This window comes from Tessaracoccus sp. OS52 (assembly GCF_020687685.1).
Lineage (GTDB): Bacteria > Actinomycetota > Actinomycetes > Propionibacteriales > Propionibacteriaceae > Arachnia.
The window spans coordinates 277,641-299,582 of the sequence record NZ_JAJEWM010000002.1; the positions used below are offsets into that span (position 1 = coordinate 277,641).

The following is a 21,942-nucleotide window of genomic DNA, read 5'->3' on the forward strand; positions in this document are numbered from 1 at the left end:
GACAACCCGGATCGTCTCAAAATCATTCCCTTTTCGCCTCTCGGGAATAACTTCGGGGGTGCGTTGGGTTGGCCAAGTTGTGCGCAAACCCGCGCTTGATGTCACAAGGAGTTTCCCGATGCGTCCATCCCTTCGCAAGTCCATAGCGGCCGCCGTGTCCGTCTTCGCTGTCATGACCATGGCCGCTTGTGGGCAGGAAGCCGCACCCGGCGAAGGTGAGGACGGCGCCACCGCGGAGACCGTCACGTTCGGCGTGTCCGGACCGTTGACCGGTGACCAGGCGCAGTACGGCGAGGACTGGAAGGAGGGCTTCGAACTCGCCCTCGAGAAGGTCAACGCCGAGAGCGACACCGAGTTCAAGATCGACTTCCAGGACTCCCAGGGCCAGGCCGCCCAGGCCAGCAACATCGCGCAGAAGTTCGTCTCCGACGAGAACATCCTCGCCGTCATGGGCGACTTCTCCTCGGCAACGTCGATGGTCGCGAGCCCCGTGTACCAGCGCGGCGGCGTCGTGCAGCTGGGCATCACCAACTCGCACCCGGACTTCACCACCACCGGCGACTACATCTTCGCCTCCCCGGTGACCCAGGCCGTCGAGGGCCAACTGCAGGCCGACGGCGCCAAGGCGCTGGGGGACAAGGCAGCTGTGTTCTACCTCAACACCGACTGGGGCATCACCACCTACGAGGTCTTCGAGGAGCAGGCAGCCACCAACGGCCTGGACATCGTGTACTCCTCCGCAGTGGAGGAGGCCTCGACGGACTTCAAGCCGCTGCTGCTGAACGCCAAGAACGCCGGCGCCGACGTGGTCTACATGCTCACCTACTACAAGACCACCGCTCTGCTGATGCAGCAGGCGCGCGACGTCGGCCTCGAGGCCGAGTTCGGCGCCGTCGGCTCCAACTACTCCCTGGAGTACCTGGAACTGGCAGGGGACGCCGGCAACGACGTCTACATGGCCACCACGTTCTTCCCGGCCTCCGAGGACCCGGAGGTCCAGGCCTACGTCAAGGCGTTCGAGGAGAAGTTTGACCACCAGCCCAACCTCTTCAACACCTACGCCTACGACGGCGTCCTGACGCTGGCGAAGGCCTACGAGGAGTCCGACGGCACCCGCGAGGGACTGCGTGAGGCCCTGGCCACCAGCGAGGACCTGCCCTCGATCGTCTACGGCACCTACGGCTTCAACGACGAGCGACGCATCGATGACCCGACGTTCCGCTGGATCCAGGTGCGCGACGGCGAATTCGTGGAGGTCGACCCGCTCGTCGAGTGAGCCTGTGGCCCCCGACACCAGCGTTATTCTGCATGGACCAGCGTTGTCTGCCGGCACCAGCCCTCCAGGGCTGGTGGGCACGAACAGCGCTGGTGTTGAGCAGGGAGCGCTGGTGCTGGGGCTGGTGCGCTGGCGCCCAGCACAGGGAAACCGTCGGCCGTAGGGCTGGGCGGTATCGCTGGCCGGGCGGTTGGGCCACCGGGCGGTGACAGGTAGGAACCAGGGAAAGCAGCAACGTGGACACAGTTCTCGCAGGATTGATCAACGGCAACGCCTACGCGCTGATCGCGCTCGGGCTGTCGCTGGTGATCGGCGTCGCAAACGTCATCAACTTCGCCCAGGGCTCGCTGTTCGCGGTGGGCGCCATGGTGGGCTGGCTGGTGACGACGTCGATGGGCCTGCCGCTGTGGGTCGCGGCGCTGGCGGCAATGCTCGTAACCGCCGTCCTGGGCTGGGTGATCAATGAGCTGGCGGTCAAACCGTTCGCGGGCAAGGCCCCCATCGCGGCCGTGCTTTCCACCATCGCGATGATGATCATCCTCGACTCCTCCAACGAACTGATCTTCGGCCCCGAGCTCCGCCCGATGGAGACCGGGCTGCCCGAGGCGTCGTTCCAGCTCGCCGGGCTCACGATCAACGCCATCGACATCGTGATCCTCACCACCTCGATCGTCCTGATGGTCGGTCTGGCTGCCCTGATGCGCTACACGCGTTTCGGCCGGGCCGTGCGCGCGACGTCGCAGGACCGGGAGGCGGCCGCCCAGATGGGCGTCCCGGTCAACCGCGTCCAGGCCCTGGCCTTCATGCTCGCCTCGTCGCTCGGTGGCCTGGCGGGTGTGCTGGTGGCCGCCTACTTCACCACGATCTCACCGACACAGGGCTTCACCATCGGGCTCGCCGGCATCGCCGCCGCGACGCTGGGCGGCCTCGGTTCCCTGGTCGGTGCCGTGGTGGGTGGCCTGTTGCTGGGTGTGGTCGAGGCGTTCGGGGTGTCGCTGTGGGGGGATTCGGCCCGCCAGATCATCACCTTCGGCGTGCTGCTGCTGGTCCTGTGGATCCGCCCCCAGGGCCTGCTCGGCGCCAAGGCGGTGAAGCGCGAACCGCTCACAGGGACGTTCTTCGCCGCGGCCAGGAAGATCCGCATCCCGAACTGGGGCATCGCGGTGCTCGTCGTGGTGGGCGCACTGCCGATCATCCCGGGCCTGTTCTCCGGGTACGTGGTGCAGGTCGGCGTCCAGATCGTGATCTTCGCGCTCGCAGCCCTGTCCATGGTGGTGCTGGGTGGCCAGGCCGGACAGCTCTCGCTCGGCCAGGCGGGCGCCGTCGCCATCGGTGCCTACGCGCTGGCGCTGCTGACCAAGAACGCCGGCGTCCCCTTCGTCCTGGCCATCCTGCTGGCCGGGCTGATCGGTGCGGTGCTCATGACCGTCCTGGCGGCCCCGAGCTGGCGGCTCAGCGGTCACTACCCGGCCATCGCCACCCTCGCCACGGGCGCCGCCATCATGGCAGTGGCGAACAACTGGGACGCGGTGACCGGTGGCGGGGCGGGCATCTCGCTCATCCCCATGCCCGAGGTCTTCGGCTTCGAACTCACCAGCAACTCCATGCGTTACGCGTTCGCGTTCGCCGTCCTCCTGCTGCTGTGCTTCCTGGTGCACCGGTGGTCGGTGTCCCACGTCGGCATGTACTGGCGCGCAATCCGCGACGACGAGGTGGCCGCCCGCGCCGCCGGCATCCCCACCCCGCAGTACAAGTCGCTCGCCTTCGGCGTCTCCGGATTCATCGCGGGCATCGCCGGTGCCCTCTGGGCCGGCGACTACGGCTACATCAACCCCCAGATCTTCATCCCCATGATGAGCTTCCAGATCGTAATCATCGCCGTGCTCGGCGGCATGCTCAGCCCGATGGGTGCCATCCTGGGCTCGGTGATCATGGTCGGCGGGCTGGAGCTTTTCCGGTTCTCGTCGTCGGCCCGGCTGCTGGCCTACGGCCTGGTCCTGCTCCTGCTCATCCGGTTCCGGCCGCAGGGCCTGTGGACCGACTCCGACTGGTTCACCAGGATCCGGGGCCGGTTCTCCCGCAAGTCCGCCGCCCAGCTTGAAGGGAGCGACGCATGAGCGGCCCAGTCCTGTCCGTCGCCGGACTCACCAAGAGCTTCGGCTCGCTGGTCGCCGTCGACTCCTCCACCTTCGAGATCGCCGACGGTGAGGTGGTCAGTGTCATCGGGCCCAACGGCTCCGGCAAGACCACCACCATCAACCTCATCTCGGGCGAGCTGAAGCCCGATTCCGGGAAGGTGCTCCTCGACGGCGCCGACATCACCGGCCTCAACCCCGACGACATCGCCCTGGCCGGCGCGCGGCGCACGTTCCAGAACGGGCGCGTGTTCGGCAACGCCACCGTCGAGGAGAACGTGCTGGTCGGGCAGACGCCGTTGGTGGAGAAGGCATACCCGCTTGCCGGACTGCGGCGAGTCCCGGTGTTGCGATGGCTGTCGCTGACCGCCGAGATCGTCTGGGCGCTGTTTCCATCACCGGCCAAGCGCAGGGAGCGTGAGGTGATGTCGGAGCGGGTCGGCGAGCAGCTGGCGCGCTTCGGGGAGCGGCTGACACCCCGTCGGCAGCACAACGCCGCCACCCTGTCCTACGCCAACCGCCGGCGCACGGAGATCGCGCGGGCGCTGGCGTCGTCGCCGCGGTTGCTGCTGCTCGACGAACCCACCGCCGGCATGAACATCACCGAGACCGCCGAGGTGATGGAGCAACTGCTGGAACTGAAGGCGCAGGGACAGACGATGCTGCTGGTGGAGCACAAGCTGGACCTGGTGATGAAGGTCTCCGACCGGGTGGTGGTCATGGACTCCGGCCGGATCATCTCGGAGGGCACGCCCGCGGAGGTCCAGAACGACCCGCACGTCATCGAGGCCTACCTGGGCAAGAACCGCGCCTCGCGACTCCAGCAAGGTGAGGACATCGAGCAACTCACCGAGGGCGATCCGATGGGAACCGACTATGTCATCTGAGAAGATCCTGCTCCGGGCTGAGAACGTAAACGTGCACTACGGGCAGTTCCATGCGCTGCAGGACGTGAGCTACACCATCGGCAAGGGTGAGATCGTCTCCCTGCTGGGCGGAAACGCGTGTGGCAAGTCGACGAGCATGAAGACCATCCTGCGGATCGTCAAGCCCACCTCCGGTGAGATCGAGTTCGAGGGCGAGTCCATCCTGAACTCATCCACGGCCGACGTCGTGCGCCGCGGCATCGCGTCGGTGCCGGAGGCCAGGCGGGTGTTCCCGGAGATGACGATCGAGGACAACCTGCTGGTCGGGGCGCACACCCGCCGCGACGGCATGGCCGAGATCCGCAAGGACCTGGCCGCCCAGTACGACCTGTTCCCGCGCCTGGCCGAGCGCCGGCGCCAGCAGGCGGGCACCATGTCCGGCGGCGAGCAGCAGATGCTGGCGTTCGCGCGGGCCCTGATGTCGCGGCCCAAGCTGATCTGCATGGACGAGCCGACGATGGGACTCGCGCCGATCGTCGTGGACCAGGTGCTGGACACCATCCAGCGGATCAACAAGGAACTGGGCCTGTCGGTGTTCATGGTGGAGCAGAACGCCGAGCTGGCGCTCTCGATCGCCCATCGCGGGTACGTCCTGGTCAACGGTGTGGTGACGCTTTCCGGTGGCGCCAACGCGCTGATCCGGGACCCCCGCATCCGCGAGGCCTACCTGGGCCACAAGGCGGCCTGACCCCTGAGGCGGGGGGTGGAGGACTGGACAGAAACCCCGTTTGCTCTGCACTCCAGAGCTGAGAAAACGGAGTTTCTGTCCGATCCTCCCGCCCGGCCGAGAGGCACCCATCTGGGCCGACGCCCACAGTGGCTCGTTGGCGCCCTCAGCCCTGCCCGCTGGCGATAGTGTGGGGCCAACCCCGTGGGAGGAGCAGCCTTGAAGGGCATCGTCGTGTTCTCCGGTTCGGCGCATCCCGCGCTGGCTGACGACATCTGCACCAACCTGGGCATCGAGCGCAGCCCGGTGAAGATCTCGCGCTTCAGCAACGACTGCCTCCAGGCCCAGCTGCTCGCAAACTGCCGCCAGCGCGACGTCTACATCGTCCAGCCCCTCGTGCCGCCCACGCAGGAGCACCTGATGGAACTGCTGCTCATGATCGACGCCGCACGGGGCGCCTCCGCCGGTCAGATCACCGCGGTGATGCCGCACTATGCCTACGCGCGCTCGGACAAGAAGGATGCCTCTCGGATCTCCATCGGCGGGAAGCTCGTGGCAGACATGCTCGAGACCGCCGGCGTCAACCGTATCCTCACCATGGCCCTCCACGCCCCGCAGGTGCACGGCTTCTTCGACGTCCCGGTGGACCACCTGACCGCCCTCGGGGTCATCGCGGAGCACTTCCGGGGACGCGACCTGACAGACCACATCATCGTCTCGCCGGACCTGGGCAACGCCAAGCAGGCCACCCTCCTGGCCCGGCTGCTGGGCCTGCCCGTCGCGGCCGGCAACAAGCAGCGCCTGGCCGATGACAAGGTGGTCATCGAGAGCATCGTCGGTGACGTCAGGGGCAAGAAGGCCATCGTGCTGGACGACGAGATCGCCACCGGCGGCTCGGTGGTGGAGATCGTGCACCGGCTGATCGACTTCGGCGCCACCGAGGCCGTCGTGGTGTGCACCCACGGCTTGTTCGCCGGCCGGGCGGTGGAGCGGCTGACCAGTTCGCAGTACATCACCGAGGTGATCTCCACCGACACGGTCCCGCCGCCGGCTGACTTCCCGGGATTGACGACGCTGACCGTCGCGAATCTCTTCGCTGACGCGATCGACCGGATCCACAGCGGCCGCTCGGTGTCGAAGTTGTTCAACGGCGTGGACCCGGCCTACGCGCCGCCCGAGGAACTGCCCGGTCTCTTCTGAACCACCGGACATTGGTGCGGTTGCACTACAAATGTGGCTAGGCTCCTCGGGGACCACCGCCGACCCCCGAAAGCCCGACATGTCACACACCCTGCCCTCTCACCCCGCCTTCCTGTTCGGGGGCGACTACAACCCCGAACAGTGGACCGAGGAGGTCTGGCGGGAGGACGTCGAACTCATGCGGGAAGCCGGCGTCAACACCGTCACCCTCGGGGTCTTCTCCTGGGGGCTGGTCGAGGTCGACGACGACGTCTGGGACTTCTCCGGGATGGACCGGGTGGTCGAGCTGCTGGCGGAGGCGGGCATCGGCATCGACATGGCCACCCCGACGGCCGCGCCGCCGATCTGGCTGCACCGGGAGCATCCCGACGTGCTGCCCGTCGACCACCGCGGCATCCGGTACCACCAGGGCGGCCGGCTCCAGTGGTGCCCCAGCAACCCGGTCTGGCAGCGCTACTCGGCCCGCGTCGCCGCCAGGTACGCCGAGCGCTACGGCCAGCACCCGGCCGTCGTGATGTGGCACGTCGGCAACGAACTGGGCGGGGGCAACCGCCAGTGCTTCTGCGAGCACTCGAGCCAGGCGTTCCGCGCGTGGCTGCGGGGCCGCTACGGCTCCGTCGAGAACCTCAACCAGACGTGGGGCACCGCGTTCTGGGGACTCCGCTTCCGCAGCTTCGACGACGTGCAGGCCCCCCTGGACAGCGAGACCGGCCACAACCCGTCGCTGCTGCTGGACTTCGCGCGGTTCTCCTCCGACGCGCTGCTGGCCCACTACCGGATGGAGCGAGACGCCCTCCGTGCGGCAGGTGTGGAGGCGCCGATCACTACGAACTTCATGGTGGCGACCGGGCCAGGCGTGGTGGACTACGCCAGCTGGGCGGGCGAGGTGGACATCGTCGCCACGGACCACTACACCACCGCTGCGGACCCGAACCGGGAGCGTGAACTCTCCTTCGTCGCCGCCCGCACCCGAGGCCTGGACCCGACGCGCCCCTGGCTGCTCATGGAGCATTCCACCAGCGCGGTCAACTGGCAGCCGCGCAACCGCCCCAAGCCGGCCGGCGAACTGGCGCGCAACAGCCTCCAGCACATCGCCCACGGCTCCGACGGCGCCCTGTTCTTCCAGTGGCGCGCCTCGGCTGCCGGCCGCGAGCAGTTCCACTCCGCGATGGTGCCGCACGCAGGCCGCGACACCCGTCGCTTCCGCGAGGTTGCCGAGCTGGGGGCGCTGCTGGGTCGCATCGGCGAGGTGGCAGGCTCGCTGGTGGAGCGCTCCCGCGTCGCGATCCTCGCCGACGACGTCTCCGGGTGGGCGTGGAACGCCGGTGACAAGCCCATCAACGGCTACCCGCTGCCGTTGGCGGCCAGACGCTGGTTCGACGCCCTCGCCGCGCGGGGCCACGGCCCCGACGTCGTCCCGCCCCGCGCGGACCTGTCCGGCTACGAGCTGGTGGTGGTCCCCGGCCTGTTCCTCGTCGACGACGCGACCGCGGCCGCCGTCGCTGCCGCGGCGGAGTCGGGCGCGACGGTGGTGGTCGGTTACGCGTCGGGCATCGTCGACGAGCACAACCGGGTCCGGCTCGGCGGCTACCCCGGCGCCTTCCGTGACCTGCTCGGGGTGGTCTCCGAGGAGTTCAGCCCCCTCCAGGAGGGCGAGCGAGTCCGTCTCACCTCCGGCGCCACCGCCTGCGACTGGACCGAGGAACTGCGCGTCGTCGACGCCGAGGTCCTGGACAGCTACGACGACGGCCCCCTCGAAGGACTGCCCGCCGTCACCCGTCGCGACGTCGGCGCGGGGCAGGCCTGGTATGTCTCGGCCGAGTTCGCAGCCGGCTTCGACCGACTCGTCGAAGCCGTCGTCCGCGCCGCGCAGCTGGAGCCCAGGCTCCCCACCGGAGCCGACCTCGAGGCCGTCCGCCGCGTGGGCGAGGGCGCGTCGTGGCTGTTCCTCATCAACCACTCCGACGAGGGCCGGGCGGCAGAGGCCCGTGGCCTCGACCTGGTCAGCGGCCAGCGGGTGGGCCCGACGGCTCAGGTTCCGGCCGGCGCGGTCATGGTGGTCCGCGAGGAGCGGTGAGGCCGCGCCGCCTCAGCCGCGGCGACGGCGGTAGCGCTCCACCACCTCACGCCAGCTGGGGATCACGACTCCCTGGCGCTCGAGGAGGCCGCGCAGCCTTCGACGGCTGACGAACACGCCCACGAGACCGATCGCGAAGATCGGCAGCTGGATCATCATGGCCCACCGGAGCTGCTCGCCGGTGTACTCGCCACCGCCGGACATGAGGTCCACCAGCACGCCGATGGCCAGGATCGCGATGGTGCCGGCGATGAAGGAGCCCGTGATGACGATTCCGTTGGCCGCCCCCAGCCGGTGGGCGGGGAGTTGCGTCCGGGTGAAGTCCAGCCCGATGGCGGTGCCGGGCCCGCCCGCCGCGATGGCGAGCACCAACAGCACCAGCAGCCACATCGGAGCGGGGCCGGGCCAGAACAGGACGGCGCACCAGCACACCAGGTTGACCCAGATCACCAGCAGGGCCAGCGTGCTCCTGCGCAGTGGATGCCGCCCGGTGAGCCAACCGATCAGCGGACCGAAGATCCCTCCGAAGACAGCGGTGAGGATGAACAGTGCCGAGGCCTCCGCCTCGCTGCGCCCTTGGGCCACGACGAGGAACGGGATCCCCCACATCATGACGAACGTGTTGGCCGCGAACCCCGAGGTGAGGTGGATCCAGAAGCCCAGCTTGGTCGCCGGATGCTTGGCGACGCTGGCCAGGTTGCGGGGCACCTCGCGCAGGCGGTCTCCTGTCTGCGCGCGCTCCACCCCCTCAGGCACGTCGCGGATCCCCAGGAAGCAGACCACGGCCATCACCAGCGACATCCCCGCGGCCAGGCTGAACGTGGGTTGCCAGCCGGCGTGGTTCATCATCGGCAGCAGGGCGCCGACGGAAGCGATCTGGCCGAGCTGACCCATCAGTCCCAACAGCTGCTGCAGCACCGGGACCCGGCGCGGGGGGAACCAGAAGGGCAGCAACCGGATTGCCGAGGCGAAGATGCCGGCGTCGCCCACCCCGATCAGGATCCGGGCGGCGATGGCAACCGGCAGCTGGTCGGTGGTGGCCATCAGGACCTGTGCGAGGCCCATCACCACCAGCCCGGCCGCCAGCACGAGCCGCGACCCGAACCGGTCCAGCAGGATCCCCACCGGGACCATCATCAGTGCGTACGTGGCGAGCTGGACGACGACGAAGGTGGAGACGATGCCCACCGTGGTGTTGAAGTGGTCGGCGGCGTGGATTCCGAGCACGCCCAGACTGGTGCGCTGCATGACGGCCACCGCGTACGCGACCACGCCGATCCCGAAGATGCCCCACGCGGCCCCAGTGGCGCGGGAGATGGGCTCGCTCACGGTCTCATCGGGCGTCCAGCGTGGCGGCGTCGATCACGAACCGGTAGCGCACGCGGGAGGCGACGACGTCGTCGTAGGCGCGGTCGATCTCGTCGCCCCCGATGATCTCCACCATGGGCCGGATGCCCTTCTCCGCGCAGAAGTCCAGCATCTCCTGGGTCTCGGGCAGGCCGCCGATGTTGGAGCCGGCCAGGGCCCGGTTGCGGTGGATGACGTTGCCGAGGTCGACGCCGGTGGGCTCGGCGGGGAGCCCGACGACCACGAGCGCGCCGTCGACGTCGAGGGTCTTCAGCAGGGCATTGAGGTCGATGCCGTCGGAGACGGTGCAGATGAGCAGGTCGAAGCTGTTGCGCAGGCTCCGCAGGGTGCCGTCCTCGGAGGTGGCGTGGTAGGCGACGGCGCCGAGCGCCAACCCGTCGGCCTCCTTGGAGCGCGTGCGGGACAGGACGTGGGTTTCTGCCCCCATGGCGGCGGATATCTGCACCGCCATGTGACCCAGGCCGCCGAGCCCGACGACGCCCACCCGACGGCCCGGGCCCGCGCCCCAGCGCTTCAGCGGGCTGTAGGTGGTGATGCCGGCGCACAGGAGCGGGGCGGCGTGCTCGAGCGCGATCTCATCGGGGATGTGCAGCGCGAAACGCTCCTCCACCGTGAATCCGGTGGAGTAGCCCCCGGCGGTGGGGAGGCCGTCGCGCCCGATGGAGTTGTAGGTGCCGATGCTGCCGCCCTCGCCGGTGCAGAACTGCTCCTGCCCGTCCTCGCACTCGGGACACGAGCCGCAGGAGTCGACGAGGCAGCCGACGCCCACCCTGTCGCCGACCTTGAACCGGGTGACTTCCGAGCCCACCTTGGACACCGTCCCGGCGATCTCATGGCCCGGGACCAGGGGAAACATCGCCGGTCCCCACTCCTCGCGCGCGGTGTGGATGTCGGAGTGGCAGATGCCGGCGTAGGCGATGTCGAAGAAGATCTCGGTGGGGCCGGGCTCCCGGCGGGTGATGGTGGTCCGGGCGAAGTTACCGGTGGGTGAATCGACGGCGTACGCGGTTACTTCGGGCACGGATTCCTCCTGGGATGAGAGCTGGTCCCATCCTAGTTCGGAGTCACTCCTCGGAGACCGCTTCGACCCAAGTCAGGGCGTCTTCGGCAGCACCGGGCTTGGGCTCCTCGGCGTCGGCGTCGGGGACCGTGCACTCGGGCTTGACGCCGGGTTCCGGTCCGAACTCCTTGCCGCCGAAGACCTGCTCCTTGGCGAACTCGTAGTAGTCCGCGTTCTCGCCGCTGTCATAGGGGTTGTCGAGTGCGCAACGCCCCACGTAGTAGCCCACCACGTCGGCGAAGGTCTCAGAGATGGAGCGGCCTGCGTAATCGCTGAAGCGGCCCTCCTGCGCGTACAGCGCGCGGAACTCCTGCCAGTAGGCGGGGGCCGAGTGCCGGTCCGAGTTCAGCACGTGCGCGAGTTCGTGGATCACAAGGCGGACCAGGCGGCCCTCGTCGCCGGCGTCGAGAGCGCTCTGGAACTTGGCGAAGTCGAGGGTGACGTAGCTGGTGCGGGTGAGGCTCCAGTCCCCCCAGGCCCAGCCGGAGATCCGGTTGGCGTTGATACCGACGTTGCCCTTCACCTTGGCCTGCAGAGCTGCGACGTAGTCGGTGCAGCCCACGGCGTCGAGGGTCTCCCACAGGATCTTGATGGAGGGCCTGTTGGCCTCGTTCCACTGCTTGCCTGCCAGCTTGAAGCCGAATGTCTCGGTGATCGCCGCCGAGATCTCGTCGATACCGGCGTCGTCCCCGGGCCAGGGATTGGTGACCGGGCAGGGGGCCGGGATTCCACTCACCGGGGTGACGGGCGGAGGGGCGACGGGCAGGGCCACGGCGTGCGCCGCTCCAAGGGAGGCGGCAACTGCCAGTACGACCGTGGCGATGTTGGCCAGCAGCTTCCGCACCGTTGCACCCACCTTCCCTGATCGCGTTTGCCAAGATTCTCTCAGGTTTGGACTCAGGCAACAACCCGTGTCCGTCGCAACCACCTTCCTACCGGGTTGACCAGCGCTTGCCCGGGTTGACCAGCGCTTGCCCGGGTTGACCAGCGTTGTTGCTCGCCACCAGCGCTGGAGGGCTGGTGGCGAGCGATAACGCTGGTGTTCCGGATCGCGGGCGGCTCCTGCGAAGAGCCGGTACCCGATCCACCGCGGCACCGCCGTGCGGGGTTATTGTGGTCCCAGAGCTGGGTCGCACTGAGTGAAACGGGTTGCTATTAGCCGGTACGCAGTCCAATGGGGGGCGGAAGGTCCGGCAAAATTGCCCAATGAAACTCGCTGCAACGGATGTTGCGTCGATGGCAACATGTGGCAATGTGTGTCCCAGTCAAACCCACGAAGCTGTGGAGACACAAGAAAAGGAACTTCATATGCCCCTCAACCGTCGCGGTTTCCTTACTCTCGCCGGCACTGCCGTTGCAGGCACTGCCCTGACTGCTTGTTCCACCCAGTCGCCCACGTCGACGACCTCATCGACGCCTGCGGCCGCCCCCTCCTCGGCAGCGTCGTCCGACGCCGCCCCCAGCTGGGAGGCCGCAAAGAACACCGGTTCCGGACAGATCAGCCTCCTGACCCCCGACTTCGGTGGCGACGAAGGCAAGACCGCCCTTGAGGACGGCGTCCTCAAGCCCTACTTCGACGGCACCGACTACACCTACAACGTGGACTACACGGACTGGGGCAACCTCCAGACCAAGCTCGCCACGGCCATCACGAGCACCCTGCCCGAGGTCATGATGCTGGGCGCCGGCTGGGTCGAGCCCTACGCCTACGAGCAGGTCCTCGGCGAGATTCCCGAGTCCGTCTACAAGGACCTCGGCATCCCGGACAACCTGTTCTCCCAGTGCCGCTACGAGGGCAAGGTCTACGCCCTGCCCTACGTCGTGGATCTCCGCGTAAACATCGCCCGCGGTGACTTCCTGGAGGAGAAGGGCATCAAGGAACTGCCCGCCTCGCTCGACGAACTGCGCGAGCTCGCCAAGGAACTGACCATCCCCGGCAAGCGTCTCGGCATCGACCTGTTCACCACGCGCATCAACCAGACCTGGGTCCAGCTCATGCGTGCCTACGGTGGTCAGCTGTTCAACGAGGACGGCACCAAGGTCGCCTTCGACGACGGCACCGGCGAGGCTGCGCTGCAGTGGATCCTCGACGTCGTCAAGGACGGCTCCGCCGATCCCGCGCAGAAGGGTGTCACCGGTACCCCGCGTCCGTGGCAGCAGGGCAAGGCCGCCATCGACTTCGTGAACTCCTCGATGTGGGCCAACTTCACCTCGCAGACCCCGGATCTCATCACCGAGGACGCCATGAAGTTCTTCGTCCTCCCCAACTCCGAGGCCGGAAAGGACCCCGTAATGTACATGGGCGGCACCCTGCTGGCGCTGAGCGCGGAGCCCGAGTTCCCGGAGGTGTCCCAGGGCCTGCTCAACTGGTTCGAGCAGCCTGAGCCCCTGGTGGCAGCTCTCAAGGTCAACGGCAAGGCCCCGGCGATGCCCGGCGTCGAGTCCGACCCTGAGCTCCAGAAGAACCGCATGATGACCTTCGGGGTGGAGAACATGCAGTACGCAACCGCCTTCGACGGTGGCACCGCCGCCTGGATGGACATCCGTTCCGAGCTGCCCAAGCAGATCGACAACGCCCTGGCCGGCAACCAGACCGCGAAGGAGACCATCGACGCCATGGTCGAGCTCTGCAACGCGGCGATGGCCAAGGTCGCCTGATTCTCTCCACCTACACGGCCGGCCCCCCTGCCTCACACGGAGGCCGGCCGTGTACCCATCCCTCGGGAAGGACTTGACCGTGACTACCGCGGAATCCGCGCCGGCGCTCGCCGCGCCCTCTCCCCGCCGTCGGGGCCGGGGAGCGACAACCGCTCGCCGCCAGGCGCGCTGGGGCTGGGGACTGGCGGCCCCCGCCAGCCTCCACATCCTGCTCTGGACCGGCCTGCCGGTGATCGTCTCCATCATCCTCAGCCTCACCAGCTACCGCATCACCCGCAGGGACACGCCTGTCGAGTTCCTCGGCCTGGGCAACTTCAGCACTCTCATGGCCGACTCCGAGTTCTGGACCGCGCTCTGGCACAACCTCGTGCTGGCCGTCGTCGGCGTTCCCGTGGCCATGGCGATCGCCCTGGTGCTGGCCGTGATGCTCAACCAGGGGATCCGCGGCGAAGGAGTCTTCAGGACGCTGGTCTTCCTCCCGCACGTCACCGCCACCGTGGCCATCGCCATGGTTTGGCTGTGGATCTACCAGCCCAACGGTCTGGCCAACACGCTGCTCAGCTTCTTCGGGATCCCCTCGCAGGGCTGGCTCAACTCGATGGACCAGGCGCTCGGATCCGTGCTGCTCGTCACAATCTGGCAGGGCATCGGCCTGAAGATGATGATCTACCTCGCGGCCCTGCAGAGCGTGGACGTCCAGCTGTTCGAGGCGGCCAAGATAGACGGCGCGAGCTCGGTCCAGACGTTCTTCGCCATCACCCTGCCGATGCTGAAGCCGGCTACGTTCTTCGTGCTGGTCACTTCGCTGATCGGCAACTTCCAGACCTTCGACCTCATCTACAACATGACGCTCGGCGGGCCGGGCAACGCCACGACGGTCATCACCTGGCTGATCTTCGACGTCGGCATCCAGCGCGGGTACCTCGGGCTGGCGTCGGCCATGTCGGTGGTCCTGCTGCTGATCCTCATCGTCCTCACCGCCCTGGCGCGAAAGGTGACCGGTTCAGATGACTGACAACGTGCTGGTGGCAAAGCCCGCCACCGACCCCGCCGCGGACGAGACCGGCGTCGCGGGTACCAAGAAGCAAGGCGTGGACGCTGCGGGCGCGGGCAACGTGCGCACTCGCCGTCGCAAAGACCCCTCGCAGCAGAAGCGACGGGTCATCACCAGGACCGCGCTGCTGGTGTTCCTGTCGATCGTCTCCTTCATCATGGCCGCCCCATACCTGTGGATGTTCCTGTCCGCCGTGCGGTCGCCGCAGGAGATGGCCATGTCGCCCATGCCGCTGTGGCCGCAGGAGTGGCACTGGGAGAACTACGTCACGGCCATGAACCTTGCGCCCTTCGAGCGCTACTTCTTCAACTCGTTCCTGATCGCCGCGACCCACACCGTCTCAAACCTGCTGCTGGGTTCGATGGCCGGGTACGCGCTAGCCAAGATGCCGTTCCGCGGCAACAAGCTGCTGTTCGCCTACATCCTGGGCATGCAGATGGTGCCGTTCTACGCCATCATCATCCCGATGTTCCTCCTCACCAGGTCCATGCCGCTGTTCGGTGGCAACGACATCTTCGGCCAGGGTGGCATCGGCTGGATCGACACCTACTGGGCACTCCTCATCCCGGCATTGGTGAGCCCGTTCAACATCTTCCTGTTCCGGCAGTTCTACGTGAGCACCCCCACGGAGCTGCAGGAGGCGGCCCGCATCGACGGCGCCGGGGAGTGGCACATCTACGCCCGGATCATGACGCCGCTGATCAAGCCCGGACTGCTCACCATCGCACTGCTGTCCTTCGAGGCCGGCTGGAACAACTTCCTGTGGCCACTGATCAGCACCACCAGTGATCACATGCGCACCATCCAGCTGGGCCTGTCGTTCTTCCGGCAGGAGGCCTCGAACGACTTCAGCCTCCTGATGGCGGGCACCACGCTTGCCAGCGTCCCGATGATCATCCTGTTCATGGTCTTCCAGAAGCAGTTCGTAAACGGCTTCGTGAGCTCGGGATTGAAGTGACGTCATGCGTCTGATGAATGCGTTGCGGAAACCGGCAGGCTTCATTGGTTCCAACTGGGCGGGCCTGCTGGCCCTCCTCACGGTGGTGGGCAGCGTGCCGGCGCTGGCCGGCGTGCTGCGCGTCACCGATGATCTCGAGGACCGCTCCGACGACGCGTTCACCAGCGTGTGGCGCCACGTGCGCCGCACCTGGCGGAGGGACCTGCCCGTCTCACTGGGCCTGCTGGCCTACGTCGGGGTGCTCGTCATCAACGCAGTCCTTCTCGTCGAGGCCTACTCCGGGCCGAGTCGTGTGTTCTTCGTCGGTCTCCTCGTTCCCGTGGCGTGGCTGGTCGGGGCCCTGTTGGCTGCCTGGGTACGGGTCGCCGCCTGGCAACCCGACGCCACGCGGTCCGAGGTCCTGCACGGGACCGTCGCCCTCGTTGCTACCCACCCCGGGCGAAGCCTGCTGACCGTCCCACTGTTCATCGCGTGCGCCCCGTTCTGGCTGCTCCCGCCGGTCACCATCGCCTGCGGCATGTCGCTGCCTTCGTGGGTGTTCAGCAAGCTGTGGGCTCCGGTCGGGGACGGTGTGCCTGTGGCCGAGGCCACCGCGCACTGAGGAGTACTCAACAAGCACATTGGCCGCCACGGGCTCGATCCCGCGGCGGCCTCCTTGTTCGCCCTGATCCGGACGCAGTCAGGCGGTGCGGGGCGCCTTGCCCGTGGAGTCGCGCACGGCCAGCTGCATCGGCATGAAGTGGACGTCGTCGACTTCGGCGTCGGCGTCGTCCTCGGTCAGGGTGACGATCCGGTCCATTGCCTTCTGTCCGATGGAGCCACCCGTGAGCCCCAGACTGGTCAGGCCGGGCACGACGATCTCAGCCAGGGGCTGGTTGTCGATCCCCACGACGGAGACCTCGTCGGGCACCTTCACGCCCAGGCCCTTGAGCGTCTGCATGAAGCCGACCGCCATGTCGTCGTTGTAGGCGATGACCGCGGTCGTGCGCTGGTCGAGCCACGCCTGGGACGCCAGCCGGCCCCCCTCCATGGTGCCTGTCTGGCTGGGCGTGCGGCGCATGAGGATGCCGCGGCTGCGACACTCCATCTCGATCGCCTGGCGGCGGATGTCGTTGATCCTCGAGTTCCGGGGACCCGCCAGCCACGTGATGCTGCGATGTCCCAGGTCCGCCAGATGCTCCACGACCATTGCCATCCCGGTGGCCGAATCCGGCTCGATCGACGGGACCCCGCGCACGTGCCGGGAAACCACCACGGTCGGACGCTGCTTGGCGATGGCGAGCACCGCCTCGTCGGACATGCGCGGAGAGGTCAGGACCACGGCGTCGACGACGGGGATCACCCGCTCCACCGACTTGCGTTCCGCCTTGGGGTTGCGGTGGGCGTCAACGACGATGATGTCCCAGCCCAAGGCCGTGGCCGCCCGCTGGATCGACGCGATGGTGTGCATGTAGTAGGCGTGCGCCAGGTCGAACGAGGAGACCGCGATCACCCTGGTGCTCGTGCTCCTGCGGGCGGGGCGGACCGTGCCGCCGCGGTAACCGAGCCGGTCGGCGGTCTGCCAGACCATCCGGGCCGTGCCGACGCTCACCCTGCCTGGGTTGGAGAGTGCCCGCGAAACGGTTGAGGTGGCCACCCCGGCGGCGCGTGCGACGTCGGCGATGGTCACCTGCTTGCGCGCACCGTGCCGAAGTTCTGCGACTGCGCTCTCGGCGACATCATCCATGGATCAAAGTCTCCCGTGTCCGGTCCCAATCCACGCAAGTTTGCCAGAAGTTGCCGCCTTGGAACGGTTGCCGACTTGCGGTTGGGTGGGTGGGCGGCTGTTCACGCTCCGGGACGCCGAGTTGTGGTGTCCAGGCTCGCCCCACTCTCCGGACGCGACTGCGAAGCCGTCGCCGAGGGAGACTAGTCTGACCCCATGGGTCAGTTCCAACTTCATCGCAGCCAGAATCCGACGTCCGAGGCCGAGCGCAACGCGGCACTGGCCAATCCCGGGTTCGGCAAGTTCTACACCGACCACATGGCAGTGATGAACTACACCGACGGGCAGGGGTGGCACGACCCGCGCCTCATCCCCACCGACGACTTCACCCTCCACCCCGCCGCCGCGGTTCTGCACTACGGCCAGGAGATCTTCGAGGGACTCAAGGCCTACCGGCACGCGGACGGGTCCATCTGGATGTTCCGGCCGGAGCGCAACGCGAACCGTTTCGTCGGTTCCGCGGAGCGGCTGGAGATGGCCGTGCTGCCGCCCGAGACCTTCCTGGACTCCATCAAGGAGCTCGTCGCACTGGAGCATCAGTGGGTTCCCGAGGGCGTCAACGAGCAGAGTCTCTACATCCGGCCGTACATGATCGCCGACGAGCCGTACCTGGGTGTGCGCGAGTCGAAGCAGTACATCTACGCCGTCATCGCCACGCCGGCCGGCGCCTACTACCCCGAGCCGGTCAAGCTGTGGATCACCCCCAACTTCACGCGTGCGGCGAAGGGGGGCACGGGCTCCGCCAAGTGTGGCGGGAACTACGCTGCCAGCCTCGCCGCGGCAGCCGAGGCCGCCCAGCACGGCTGTGGGCAGGTCCTTTACACCGACGGCGCCGAGCACAAGTGGCTCGAGGAGTGCGGGACGATGAACTTCATGCTCGTCACCGCTGACGGCCAGCTGCTCACGCCCGCGCTGGGATCCATCCTCGACGGCGTCACGCGCAACTCGATCCTCACCCTCGCGCCCGACCATGGCCTCCAGCCCGTCGAGCGGCCCATCTCCATCGACGAGATGTGGGAGGGTCTCGACTCCGGCCACATCACCGAGGCGTTCGCCTGCGGCACGGCCGCAGTGATCACACCCATCGTCGGCTTCAACTCCCCGGACCGGGGCGAGGAGCTGGTGGGGGACGGCGAGGCCGGGGCCAAGACGCGCGAGATCCGCAACCATCTGCTGGACATCCAGTACGGAAGGGCCGAGGACACGCACGGCTGGATGCACAGGGTCGTCTGATCGGGCGTTGGCCAGCGTCGGCTTTTGGTTCACCAGCGTCTGCGCGGGTTCACCAGCGTCTGCGCGGGTTCACCAGCGTTGTTCGTTGCGACCAGCGCTGCAAGGCTGGTGTCGAGCAACAACGCTGGTAAACCGTCGGAGGTGAGCGCCGACCACCGCCGACGAGGGCGGCGCGCTGGACCGTCGTGTGACCGCGAGCCCCCAGGTATCGCCGGTGACCACCAGCGTTTGTGCGGGTTCACCAGCGTCTGCGCGGGTTCACCAGCGTTGTTCGTTGCGACCAGCGCTGCAAGGCTGGTGTCGAGCAACAACGCTGGTGAATCGTCGGAGGTGAGCGTCGCACACCGCCGACGAGTGCGGCGCGCTGGACCGTCGTGTGACCGCGAGCCCCCAGGTATCGCCGGTGACCACCAGCGTTTGTGCGGGTTCACCAGCGCTTGCTCGGGTTTACCTGCGTTTTTCGTTGCGACCAGCGCTGCAAGGCTGGTGTCGAGCAACAACGCTGGTGAATCGTCGGGGGTGAGCGTCGCACACCGCCGACGAGTGCGGCGCGCTGGACCGTCGTGTGACCGCGAGCCCCAGAAACCGCCGTGACCACCAGCGTTTGCTCGGGTTCACCAGCGCTTGCTCGGGTTTACCGGCGTTGTTCGTTGCGACCAGCGCTGCAAGGCTGGTGTCGAGCAACAACGCTGGTCAATCGTCGGGCGTGAGCGCTGTCCACCGCCGACGAGGGCGGTGCGCTGGATCGTGGTGTGATCGCGAGCCCCCAGGTATCGCTGGTGACCACCGGCGTTTGTGCGGGTTCACCAGCGCTTGCTCGGGTTTACCGGCGTTGTTCGTTTCGACCAGCGCTGCAAGGCTGGTGTCGAGCAACAACGCTGGTGAATCGTCGGAGGTGAGCATCGCACACTGCCGACTAGGGCGGTGCGCTGGACCGTCGTCTGACCGCGATCCCCCAGGTATCGCTGGTGACCACCAGCGTTGTGCGGGTTCACCAGCGCTTGCTCGGGTTTACCAGCGTTGTGCGGGTTCACCAGCGCTTGCTCGGGTTTACCGGCGTTGTTCGTTGCGACCGGTGCTGCAAGGCTGGTGTCGAGCAACAACGCTGGTGAATCGCCGAACGGAGGTGTCTTCCAACATGACGTGAGCCCCGCCCACCGCTACTGCGAAGGTGTTGACGCACGCGGCCAGCGGGGCTTGACTGTGCGAATGCGACGCGTGCTGGTGCTGGGTGGAACGGCGTGGCTGGGGGGTGAGATCGCTCGCCAAGCCCTGGCAGCCGACACCGAGGTGGTCTGCCTCGCGCGGGGTCGGTCCGGATCGACGCCCGACGGTGTCCGGTTCGTCCGTGCCGACCGGACCGAGCCCCATGCCTACAGCCAGCTCGACGGTGACTGGGACGACGTCGTCGAGCTGAGCTTCGAGCGCACCATGGTGGAGTCGGCACTCGACGCGTTGGCCCACCGGGCACGCCACTGGACGTTGGTCTCGACGATGTCGGTATACCTCCGCAACGACGAGCCGGGCGCCGACGAATCGGCCGAACTCCTCCAACCCGATGACCCGGAGGACTACGGCAAGGCAAAGGTGGCCGCCGAGCGCTTGTCCGTTTCGCGGCTGGGAGACCGCCTGTTGAGCGCGCGGGCGGGGCTCATCGTCGGGCCCGGGGATCCGAGCGACCGGTTCGGCTACTGGCCCGGCCGGCTGCATCGGGGCGGCCGCGTGCTGGCGCCGCCGATCGAGGGTCGGTGCGTGCAGGTGATCGACGTCGCCGACCTCGCCGGGTGGATTGTCGACGCCGGGCGCCGGGGCATGTCAGGAGTGTTCAATGCGGTGGGGGATTCACAGGATTTCAGTGAGTTCCTCGCCCTGACGCGTGCCGTCACCGGGTTCGACGGCGACCTCGTCACTGCCGACGACGACTGGCTGGTCGCGCACGATGTGAACTGCTGGGCCGGCCCGAGGTCGCTGCCGCTGTGGCTGCCGCCGTCATTCAGGGGCTTCTCGCAAAGGAGCAACGCCGCCTTCCGGGCGAGCGGCGCGACCCTGCGGCCGATGCGCGAGACACTCGAGCGCGTCCTGGCCGACGAGGTGGCCCGCGGGGTCGAGCGCCCACGTCGCTCCGGGCTCAGCCCTGAGGAAGAGGCCGAGCTCCTCGCTTCCCTGTGACCCACCTCGAAGTACTCCCAGGGCATCACGTCCCGGGCGGCACCAACAAGGGAACCCGGTCGTGGACCGACGGCGTGGGGGCAGGCAGGCACGGCGAGTGGGCGGGGTGCCGGCGCGCGCGGTGGGGGTTTCGTTGCAAATCACCAACAAGGAACCCCCGATCTGCGTGTGACCCAGGGAAGGGGGTGAGGGTCAGCTCTCGGCGAGGACGTCCTTCATCGCCTCGGGACCCCAGGTCAGGATCTGGGCATTGGGGAAGGCCGTGAACAGGACGGCGTTGCCGTGGCCGACGAACACCTTGCCACCCGGCACTTCCGCGTGGACCTCGTAGCCCGCTTCGGCAGCGCTGGACTCCACCATCTCGAACACGGCGGCCGGGTCCTCGTCGGCGATCATGATGACCGACGGCTGCGCCTGCGTCACCAATGAGTCCTCCGGGATCCGGATCCCGGTGGGAATCTCCATCTCCATCATGTTGGCGGTGATCGTCTCCGTCGACACCTCACCCTCGAACGCCTCGCCGCTGGACTCGTCGCCGGGTTCGGCGGGTGCGGCGGGCTGTGAAGTGCCTGTCTGTTCGCTGCTCACCGGCGCGGGCGCCTGTGGGTCGTCGGTCCCGCAGGCGGTCATGAGGGTGGTCGCGGCGAGGCCGAGGAGCCACGCGGCCAGGATCTTGTTCTTGCGGCTGGGCATGGGCCAATCCTATGCGCCGCCCACGCGCACTACGCTGCCCATCATGGAGCAGGTCGCCGACGCCGCCCTGGCCGACCTCATCGGTCGCGCCGAGGTGCTGGCGGCGTCGCCGTCGCGGAAACTGCTGGGCATCGTCGGCGCCCCGGGGGCCGGGAAGTCCACCGTCGCCGGGGCCATCGTCGAGGCGCTGGGGGAGCGTGCCGTCCTCGTGCCGATGGACGGGTTCCACCTCGACAACCCCGTGCTCGAGGCGCTGGGCAGCCGCCACCGCAAGGGCGCTCCCGACACCTTCGACGTCGAGGGCTACGTCGCACTGCTTCGACGGCTACGCGCCGCGGACCACACCGTCCACGCGCCCAGGTTCGACCGTTCACTGGAACTGGCCATCGGCAGCGCCATCCCCGTACCGCCCGGCATCCCGCTGGTGGTCACCGAGGGCAACTACCTCCTGCTGGAGGAGGGCGGTTGGGAAGCGGTGCGTCCGGAACTCGACGAGGTCTGGTACCTCGACGTCGCATCCCCCGAGCTGCGACGGCGCCTCGTCTCCCGGCGAATGGCCCACGGCGAGACCAGGCAGGCGGCGCGGGCGTGGGTCGAGAGCGTCGACGAGGCCAATGCGGCGGTCGTGGAACTCAGCCGGGAGCGCGCGGACCTGCGGGTGCGTGTGACGGGGTGAGCCGCACGGCGCGGTGCGTGCGCACTA

Annotated in this window: 18 protein-coding genes; 13 read left to right on the top strand and 5 right to left on the bottom strand. The window is 67.9% G+C overall.

Features of this window, described 5'->3' with window-relative positions; genetic code table 11:
- Window positions 1-118 precede the first annotated feature (118 nt).
- The 6 genes from LKO27_RS10825 (at window position 119) to LKO27_RS10850 (ending at window position 8,281) form a co-directional block, all read left to right on the top strand.
- Complete coding sequence (locus LKO27_RS10825; protein WP_227737514.1) at window positions 119-1,276, top strand: ABC transporter substrate-binding protein; 1,158 nt, start codon at window positions 119-121, stop codon at window positions 1,274-1,276.
- Between the two features lie 236 nt (window positions 1,277-1,512).
- Window positions 1,513-3,393, top strand: coding sequence for an ABC transporter permease (locus LKO27_RS10830; protein WP_227737515.1), 1,881 nt, complete (start codon window positions 1,513-1,515; stop codon window positions 3,391-3,393).
- Complete coding sequence (locus LKO27_RS10835) at window positions 3,390-4,298, top strand: ABC transporter ATP-binding protein (protein ID WP_227737516.1); 909 nt, start codon at window positions 3,390-3,392, stop codon at window positions 4,296-4,298. Before LKO27_RS10830 ends, LKO27_RS10835 begins: the two co-directional genes overlap by 4 nt.
- Window positions 4,288-5,025, top strand: a complete 738-nt coding sequence (locus LKO27_RS10840; RefSeq protein ID WP_227737517.1) for an ABC transporter ATP-binding protein — start codon at window positions 4,288-4,290, stop codon at window positions 5,023-5,025. The genes LKO27_RS10835 and LKO27_RS10840 overlap by 11 nt, the downstream gene beginning before the upstream one ends.
- A gap of 198 nt (window positions 5,026-5,223) precedes the next feature.
- Window positions 5,224-6,204 carry a ribose-phosphate pyrophosphokinase gene (locus LKO27_RS10845; RefSeq protein WP_227737518.1) on the top strand — a complete coding sequence of 327 codons (981 nt, stop codon included), beginning with the start codon at window positions 5,224-5,226 and terminating at the stop codon, window positions 6,202-6,204.
- A 79-nt stretch (window positions 6,205-6,283) separates the two neighbouring features.
- Complete coding sequence (locus tag LKO27_RS10850; protein ID WP_227737519.1) at window positions 6,284-8,281, top strand: beta-galactosidase; 1,998 nt, start codon at window positions 6,284-6,286, stop codon at window positions 8,279-8,281.
- A gap of 12 nt (window positions 8,282-8,293) precedes the next feature.
- Here LKO27_RS10850 and LKO27_RS10855 read toward each other — a convergent pair whose 3' ends face one another.
- From LKO27_RS10855 to LKO27_RS10865, 3 genes are read right to left on the bottom strand one after another with little or no spacing between them, the layout of a single operon-like run.
- Window positions 8,294-9,610: an MFS transporter gene (locus LKO27_RS10855; protein WP_227737520.1), complete on the bottom strand. Its 1,317-nt coding sequence runs from the start codon at window positions 9,608-9,610 to the stop codon at window positions 8,294-8,296.
- Between the two features lie 4 nt (window positions 9,611-9,614).
- Window positions 9,615-10,670: an NAD(P)-dependent alcohol dehydrogenase gene (locus LKO27_RS15605; RefSeq protein ID WP_227737521.1), complete on the bottom strand. Its 1,056-nt coding sequence runs from the start codon at window positions 10,668-10,670 to the stop codon at window positions 9,615-9,617.
- 43 nt (window positions 10,671-10,713) lie between these two features.
- Complete coding sequence (locus LKO27_RS10865; protein WP_227737522.1) at window positions 10,714-11,553, bottom strand: hypothetical protein; 840 nt, start codon at window positions 11,551-11,553, stop codon at window positions 10,714-10,716.
- Between the two features lie 464 nt (window positions 11,554-12,017).
- Between LKO27_RS10865 and LKO27_RS10870 the strand changes: the two genes are divergently transcribed.
- From LKO27_RS10870 to LKO27_RS10885, 4 genes are all read left to right on the top strand, one after another.
- The gene (locus LKO27_RS10870) at window positions 12,018-13,367 is read left to right on the top strand and encodes an extracellular solute-binding protein (RefSeq protein ID WP_227737523.1); all 1,350 of its coding nucleotides are present in this window, start codon (window positions 12,018-12,020) and stop codon (window positions 13,365-13,367) included.
- Window positions 13,368-13,446: 79 nt separating this feature from the next.
- A complete protein-coding gene (locus LKO27_RS10875) occupies window positions 13,447-14,382 on the top strand; it encodes a carbohydrate ABC transporter permease (protein ID WP_227737524.1) in 936 nt (311 codons plus the stop codon).
- Window positions 14,375-15,379 carry a carbohydrate ABC transporter permease gene (locus LKO27_RS10880; protein ID WP_227737525.1) on the top strand — a complete coding sequence of 335 codons (1,005 nt, stop codon included), beginning with the start codon at window positions 14,375-14,377 and terminating at the stop codon, window positions 15,377-15,379. The genes LKO27_RS10875 and LKO27_RS10880 overlap by 8 nt, the downstream gene beginning before the upstream one ends.
- Window positions 15,380-15,383: 4 nt before the next feature.
- Window positions 15,384-15,980, top strand: coding sequence for a hypothetical protein (locus LKO27_RS10885; RefSeq protein ID WP_227737526.1), 597 nt, complete (start codon window positions 15,384-15,386; stop codon window positions 15,978-15,980).
- A gap of 78 nt (window positions 15,981-16,058) precedes the next feature.
- On the opposite strand, the gene LKO27_RS10890 is transcribed toward LKO27_RS10885, so the two are convergent.
- On the bottom strand, window positions 16,059-17,105 hold the full coding sequence (locus LKO27_RS10890) for a LacI family DNA-binding transcriptional regulator (protein ID WP_227737527.1): 1,047 nt from the start codon (window positions 17,103-17,105) through the stop codon (window positions 16,059-16,061).
- 195 nt (window positions 17,106-17,300) lie between these two features.
- Here LKO27_RS10890 and LKO27_RS10895 point away from each other — a divergent pair, with 195 nt between their 5' ends.
- Window positions 17,301-18,377, top strand: coding sequence for a branched-chain amino acid aminotransferase (locus LKO27_RS10895; protein ID WP_227737528.1), 1,077 nt, complete (start codon window positions 17,301-17,303; stop codon window positions 18,375-18,377).
- A gap of 1,209 nt (window positions 18,378-19,586) precedes the next feature.
- Entirely contained in the window at window positions 19,587-20,546 is a 960-nt protein-coding gene (locus LKO27_RS10900) for an NAD-dependent epimerase/dehydratase family protein (RefSeq protein WP_227737529.1), read from the top strand.
- A gap of 192 nt (window positions 20,547-20,738) precedes the next feature.
- Here the strand turns inward: LKO27_RS10900 and LKO27_RS10905 are convergent, their stop codons facing one another.
- Window positions 20,739-21,239, bottom strand: coding sequence for a hypothetical protein (locus tag LKO27_RS10905; protein ID WP_227737530.1), 501 nt, complete (start codon window positions 21,237-21,239; stop codon window positions 20,739-20,741).
- Between the two features lie 43 nt (window positions 21,240-21,282).
- On the opposite strand from LKO27_RS10905, the gene LKO27_RS10910 reads away from it, so the two are divergent.
- Window positions 21,283-21,915, top strand: a complete 633-nt coding sequence (locus LKO27_RS10910) for a nucleoside/nucleotide kinase family protein (protein ID WP_227737531.1) — start codon at window positions 21,283-21,285, stop codon at window positions 21,913-21,915.
- The last annotated feature ends 27 nt before the right edge of the window (window positions 21,916-21,942 follow it).